The organism is Chryseobacterium sp. (genome assembly GCF_022712095.1).
In the GTDB taxonomy this organism is placed as follows: domain Bacteria; phylum Bacteroidota; class Bacteroidia; order Flavobacteriales; family Weeksellaceae; genus Chryseobacterium.
Genome location: NZ_JALAHD010000143.1, coordinates 20,417 through 27,033 on the forward strand (window position 1 = coordinate 20,417; position 6,617 = coordinate 27,033).

The 6,617-nt window shown below is 35.9% G+C and carries 5 protein-coding genes; 2 read left to right on the top strand and 3 right to left on the bottom strand.

Going from position 1 to position 6,617, the window contains the following annotated elements; all coding sequences use genetic code 11:
• Positions 1 to 10 precede the first annotated feature (10 nt).
• Entirely contained in the window at positions 11 to 1,483 is a 1,473-nt protein-coding gene (locus tag Q0A18_RS07255; protein ID WP_292009479.1) for an alpha-amylase, read from the top strand.
• A gap of 7 nt (positions 1,484 to 1,490) precedes the next feature.
• Here Q0A18_RS07255 and Q0A18_RS07260 read toward each other — a convergent pair whose 3' ends face one another.
• Both Q0A18_RS07260 and Q0A18_RS07265 read right to left on the bottom strand, forming a co-directional pair.
• Positions 1,491 to 2,837, bottom strand: coding sequence for a carboxylesterase family protein (locus tag Q0A18_RS07260; RefSeq protein ID WP_292009480.1), 1,347 nt, complete (start codon positions 2,835 to 2,837; stop codon positions 1,491 to 1,493).
• 73 nt (positions 2,838 to 2,910) lie between these two features.
• Positions 2,911 to 3,813, bottom strand: coding sequence for a response regulator transcription factor (locus tag Q0A18_RS07265; RefSeq protein ID WP_292009481.1), 903 nt, complete (start codon positions 3,811 to 3,813; stop codon positions 2,911 to 2,913).
• Between the two features lie 164 nt (positions 3,814 to 3,977).
• Between Q0A18_RS07265 and Q0A18_RS07270 the strand changes: the two genes are divergently transcribed.
• Complete coding sequence (locus tag Q0A18_RS07270; protein ID WP_292009482.1) at positions 3,978 to 5,033, top strand: NAD(P)-dependent alcohol dehydrogenase; 1,056 nt, start codon at positions 3,978 to 3,980, stop codon at positions 5,031 to 5,033.
• Between the two features lie 207 nt (positions 5,034 to 5,240).
• Here Q0A18_RS07270 and Q0A18_RS07275 read toward each other — a convergent pair whose 3' ends face one another.
• Positions 5,241 to 6,515, bottom strand: coding sequence for an ectonucleotide pyrophosphatase/phosphodiesterase (locus tag Q0A18_RS07275; RefSeq protein WP_292009483.1), 1,275 nt, complete (start codon positions 6,513 to 6,515; stop codon positions 5,241 to 5,243).
• Positions 6,516 to 6,617 lie beyond the last annotated feature (102 nt).

Sequence of the window (6,617 nt, forward strand, 5' to 3'; positions counted from 1 at the left end):
TCCTTATTATATGAACTCCACAATGATTCAATTTTTCCACTGGTATTCCGAAGGAAACGGAAAATTATGGAAAGAAGCAGAACAACAGGCAGAATATTTATCAGAATTAGGAATTACCTCAGTTTGGCTTCCGCCAGCTTATAAAGGAACCAGTGGTGGATATTCGATAGGATATGATGCATATGATCTTTTTGACCTCGGAGAGTTTGATCAGAAAGGAAGCATTCCTACCAAATATGGCACCAAAGATGATTATTTACAAGCTATTCAGACGCTGAAAAAAAAGAATATCCAGGTTATCGTGGATATTGTTCTCGGACATAAAGCCGGTGGTGATGAACTGGAAACCTTTAAAGCTGTAAAAGTAGATGAAGATAACCGGGAAAAGGTAATTTCAGAAGTTATTGATATCCGGTCATACACTAAGTTTACATTTCCGGGCAGGGGAAAGAAATATTCAGATTTCGAATGGAATTTCATGTGCTTCAGCGGCGTAGATTATGCAGAAGGAATGGATTCTCACATTTTTAAAATACAGTCTGAATATGGAAATGACTGGGAAGAAATGATTGACAATGAGAAGGGAAACTATGACTATCTGATGTATAATGACATTGAGCACCGTAATCCCTTTGTACGTGAAGAGCTTAACCACTGGGCTAAATGGTATTTTGATCAGACGGATTTTGACGGAGTAAGACTTGATGCCTTAAAACATATTTCTTTTGATTTTTACAAAGAATGGCTAACGCTTCTGCGATCCAATTCCGGAAAGAATATTTTTGCTGTCGGAGAGTACTGGGCCCCCGGCTACCTTAATCTTCTTCAAAAATACATTGAAGTAACTGAGGGATGTATGAGCTTGTTTGACAGTTCATTACAAAATAATTTTCACAACGCATCCAAAGAAGGAAACTCCTATGATCTGAGAAAGATTTTTGACCAAACCCTTACTCAAGCTGATCCTTTACATTCCGTAACTCTTGTTGATAATCATGACACCCAACCTTTACAGGACCTTGAAGCTCCTGTAGAACAGTGGTTTAAACCTATAGCTTATGCTTTAATATTACTGAGGATAGACGGATATCCTTGTGTTTTCTATCCGGATTTATATGGTGCTCATTATATTGATAAAGACAAAGAAGGCAACGATCAGGAGATTTTCCTGAATAAAGTAGACGGTATAGAAGAAATACTAAAGGCAAGAAAAGATCATGCTTACGGAAAGCAAAGAGATTACTTCAAGGACTCAAACTGCCTGGGGTGGATCCGTGAAGGAGATAAAGAACATTCAGGGTGCGCAGTTGTCTTAAGCAATAAAGATGCTTATCATAAACCTATGGAGATGGGAAAAAGATATTCCGGAAAAACTTTTTACGACGTGCTCGGAAGGTTTGAAGAAAAGGTTATCATTGACCCAAAAGGTTGGGGAGATTTTCCTGTTCCTTCCGGAAATGTGAGTGTCTGGATTCCTGAATAAAAATTGATCAGATAACCACTTTTTTCAATTCCAACATCTCAGGAATATCAGAATCATCAGGAATATTTCCGGTTCTTGCAAAATCAGCCCAACGTGCCCTTAATTTTTTCCCATTATCATGAACATATTCCCATGGGATATCTTTTAAAAGCCCGGCTTTTTTCCATGCAGATTCATTTCCAAAAATAAGAGGAAGATCTACGCAATGGGCAGCTCCGATATAATTGTTTTTGATCGTTGAATGAAGTCTGAACAAATAAATATTCCCTCCGGCTTTTGCATAGGTTTCAGCAAAGATTCTGGCAGGTTTACCATAAATATTTTCTGTAGTCAACCGGATGGTTCTATTCAAAATCTTTTGTCCCCAACCCTTTCCCAGATATTTATTCATAGCTTCGGAAGTCCTAAGATAAAAAGCTGTTTCATCATCATTCATTCCAATCAGAACGTCATATTTCTTTGCATTCTCAATCCATTTATCAACTGCTTCATTTTCATTACATAAAGGCGGGAAACCATATTGAAGACCAAACGGCATCGCTGCTTTCAAACCGTATTTAATCATGGATGGAACAAAATGTTTATAATCTTCCATCATCTTCATTACATCAATTTCATCTTTTAGTTTTTCGGTTTTACGAAAAAACTCCTCCGACATTTTCTGTCTGTTATGACGTAACCCTAAAGGAGCACTGTGAATAATCACCCGATTAAATAATCCTTCCACTCCCTGTGTAATCATAAGGTGTGCCACAGCATCACCTCCTGAAGACTGTCCAAAAAGAGCTATATTTTCCGGATTTCCGCCAAAACTTTCTATATTGGCTTTAATCCATTTTAAAGCTTCAATAATGTCAAATAAGCCTAAATTAGGCGGCCTTTCTTCATTACTGCCCAAGAAACCAAATACTCCCAGACGATAAGAAACGGAAACTACAATAATATTCTGTTCTTTTACCCAAGCACTTGGATCAGAAGTAGGCAAATCACCGCACCCCACTTCATAAGAACCACCATGAATCCATACAACAACCGGAAGTTTATCATTTTCATCCATCATTTCCGGACGAGTTACCGTAAGATATTGAGGAGATTCATTAACCTCAAAGCTATCCACATTCGTTTCTTCAATCATTTTCTCCAAGAGCGGACTTATATTCTGCGGGCAAACCGGAATTTTTTCGGGAACTAAAACATCTACATCTGAAGGTTGTGAAGGAAATGGCATCTGAAACCGCTCCGAATATGCATATCGGATACTTCTGGCTTTAATTACACCATCCTTTTTTAAAGCAGCTATTTTCCCAAAAGGAGTATAAAAAATATGAGTGCCAATATTTTGTTGAGCTTTCATTTCAAAACAAAGGTGATTTTTATCTTTAAAGATAAGCCTGTTTTCCTAGAAAACCGAATTTCTTTCTATAAATTTAGTTCAGTATTTTATATTCACTCGGCGAAATGCCCATTTTATTTTTAAATAATCTTGTAAAATGCTGAGGGTATTTAAACCCCAGATCATAGGAAACTTCACTTATAGATTTCCCGGGATCGAAAATTCGTTCTTTAGCCACTTCTATTAATTGATTATGAATAAATTCCTGAGCAGAAATTCCCAATTCCTTTTTTATTAGATCTCCAAAATAATTCGCTGAAAGGTTAAGTTCTTCAGCAAAATAATTAACCATCGGAAACCCAAGAGTTTTAGGTTTTTCAGATTTAAGATATTCATTAAGAAGACTTTCAAACTTCTTGATCACTCCCTGATTAATATGATCTCTTGTTACAAACTGCCGGTCATAAAAACGAATACAATAATTCAGAAAGAGCTCTATATTATTTACGATAAGGGATTTACTGTGTTTATCAATAGACTGTTCAAGTTCCAGTTTAATATTGGAGAAACAATCCAATATGATCTCTCTTTCTCTTTCCGAAAGATGTAGTGCTTCATGAACATCATAAGAAAAGAATGAATAATCTTTCATATTCTTCCCAAGTGCGGTTCCTCTTATCAGATCAGGGTGGAATAATAAAGCATATCCTGCCGGTCTTATAGATGAACCGTCATTGACAATCCCATTGGTTTGTCCCGGAGCAATAAAAACCAATGTTCCTTCCTGATAATCGTAATTATTTTTTCCATAATGCATATCTCCACACATTACATCTTTCAGGAATACGGTATAAAAACCAAATGTTCTTGTATACTGGCAGATTATATCAGATTTTGAGAAGTCAACCACACTCACCAAAGGATGCAGCGTCTCATGATTAACCATTTTATTATATTCTGCAATTGTTTCTACATTTATAATTTTTGAATCTTCCATGAAGATATTTTTTTAACTCATTCAAAGTTAGTATTTTCATGTGTACTTTTTAAGACCTTCTGTAAAATTGGTAAATCATTCTGTAATATATATAAGTAATAATTGTATAAAAGTAACGACTTTTGTATTCACATAATAATTGAAAAAATCTAATAAAAGAACAAATGAGTACATTTTCAGTAAAAGCATATGGCGCAGAGTCTGATATTGCAGACTTAAAAGAAATGAATATTGAAAGAAGGGAAACAACCCCAAATGATGTAGAAATAGAAATCCTATATTGCGGAGTTTGCCACTCTGACCTTCATACAGCACGTAATGATTGGGGAGGAACAATGTATCCTGCAGTTCCGGGACACGAAATCGTAGGGAAAATCACCAAAATAGGAAGTGATGTAACTAAATTTAAAATCGGAGATCTTGCAGCGGTAGGCTGTCTTGTGGATTCCTGCGGAACTTGTGAAAGCTGTAAGCAAGACCTTGAACAGTATTGCCTAAATGGATTTACAGGAACTTATAATGGACTTGATAAGCATTTAGGCGGTCATACTTATGGAGGATATTCTGAGAAGGTAGTAGTAGACCAGAATTTTGTTTTAAAAGTTCCGTCAAATCTTGATTTAGCTGCTGTAGCACCTCTGCTTTGTGCAGGGATCACTACATGGTCACCTTTAAGACATTGGAATGTAGGTCCGAATTCTAAAGTAGCAGTTGTAGGACTGGGAGGATTAGGGCATATGGCAATTAAATTAGCAAAAGGGTTGGGGGCCGAAGTTACTTTATTTTCAAGAACTCCGGGGAAAACTGACGATGCCAAGCAACTAGGAGCTGATCATGTTATTATTTCCACGAATGAAACACAAATGGAATCTGTAAAAGGAAAATTTGATGTTATTATTGATACGGTTCCTTATGTACATGATGTAAATCCGTACGTTTCTACTTTAAATATCAATGGGACTCATGTTTTAGTGGGGTATCTAGGAGGTCTTGAACCGATCTTAAATACAGTACCTATGATCATGGGAAGAAAATCTGTAGCAGGCTCTGTTATCGGAGGAATTGCTGAAACTCAGGAATTATTAGATTTCTGCGGAGAACACAATATTGTTTCTGAAATCGAAATGATCAATATGCAGGATATCAATCAAGCATATGAAAGAATGTTGAAAAGTGATGTGAGATATCGTTTTGTAATTGATATGAAATCTTTATCATAAACCATCTTGCTTTATAAAATAAAGCCTGACTTTTGATACAAGTCAGGCTTTTTATTATTGTAGAAAAATCCTACATTTTTAACGTAAAGATCGAGAGCAAAGGGTTTAAGCAATTTCAAAATTGCTTTTTAAAGTTTTTGCTTCTTTAAATTTGTAACTTATATCTAAAACTTTACGTTTAAAAATGGATACAAACAGAATTCATTTTCATTTAAGTACATTCTTCAGAACTTTTAGCTTTCCATCAATTGGCTGCTCAAGTTTTAAATTGAATATTTCAGCAACCAAAGGGTAAATATTTACATTCTCAAATTCGTTTATTACGAGGTCGTTTTTAAATTCCGGTCCCCAGGCATAGAATGTAGCTTTCATTTCAGGAACAATTCTTGGGTCATATCCATGTTTCCCCACAGATGTCTTTTTTCCTTTCTCCAGGAAGATTTTCGGTGCTTTCGGAAGCAAAATAATTTGTCCTATTCTGTTATACCGGTCATCTTTTGAACTAAAGTGAAGATATTTAGGAAGCTTCTTATCCAGATATACTTCATAATCATCAGTTTTATGATTTTTAAGTTCTTTATAAACTTCTTTTACCTCAGCAGGGTTTTTTACCACTACTCTCAATAAGGTCTGTGAATTATAAAAATCAAACCTTTCTTTATTAAAAAGAATTTCAGGGATCTCCAGAGGTACCCCTCCATCCACTTGAATCATTCCATGATCTGATACAAATATGAAATTAACATTCTTCAGACCAAGATAATTAACTTTTTGAACTAATTCTCCAATCGCCTGATCTACAAGGTGAACAGCAGCTTTTGTCTCTTCTGCATCCGGACCAAAATGATGCCCGCTACCATCTACCTCCGGAAAATACAGTGAGATAAAATGAGGTCTTTTATCTTCCGGTAATTTCAACCAATTAACTACTTTTTCCACTTTTTCCGACGGAGTAAATTTTTCATGGTAAGGATAGTAATAAGTGGGTCTTTTTCCTCCTGCATCACTAGCAGAACCGACCCACATCATAGAAGCAGTAAGTATGTTATTTTTTTCTGCCAGCCCCCAAAGCGGAAGCCCTCCGTACCAGCTTCCATCTTCCGCAGTTTTCCGGTTACTTAGTGCATAGGCTTCTTTTCTTTTATAATCATAGAAATAGTTATCTATCAAGCCATGATGAGACGGATACAGCCCTGTAGTTAAGCTCCAGTGATTGGGAAAGGTAATACTTGGATAACTGGGTAGCATCGCCTTTGCCTGTACCCCCTGCTTTGCTAAATGTAACAGATTGGTCGCATTATATTTTTTAGCATAGTCATAGCGGAAGCCATCTGCAGAAATCATAATTACATAAGGTTTTGTCTGCGCTTCAACACTGTTATAACGATTAGGAATAATAATCTGTGTAGTATCTACCGGGCCCTTCTGAGGAAAAACCAGCAGGGAAATAAAAAGAAATATAAAATGGATTCCTCGCTTCATTGTTTAAATTTTCTGCAAAGGTAGTGTCTTAAATATTCAGATAACAAATATGATTTACAAAATATAAACTTTCAATATTAAATTATATTAACAGAATACAAA

Bases quoted from the DNA above. Each gene is read 5' to 3' on its own strand.
- Q0A18_RS07265 (WP_292009481.1), bottom strand. From the start codon at position 3,813: ATGGAAGATTCAAAAATTATAAATGTAGAAACAATTGCAGAATATAAT.
- Q0A18_RS07275 (WP_292009483.1), bottom strand. From the start codon at position 6,515: ATGAAGCGAGGAATCCATTTTATATTTCTTTTTATTTCCCTGCTGGTT.
- Q0A18_RS07255 (WP_292009479.1), top strand. From the start codon at position 11: ATGAACTCCACAATGATTCAATTTTTCCACTGGTATTCCGAAGGAAAC.
- Q0A18_RS07260 (WP_292009480.1), bottom strand. From the start codon at position 2,837: ATGAAAGCTCAACAAAATATTGGCACTCATATTTTTTATACTCCTTTT.
- Q0A18_RS07270 (WP_292009482.1), top strand. From the start codon at position 3,978: ATGAGTACATTTTCAGTAAAAGCATATGGCGCAGAGTCTGATATTGCA.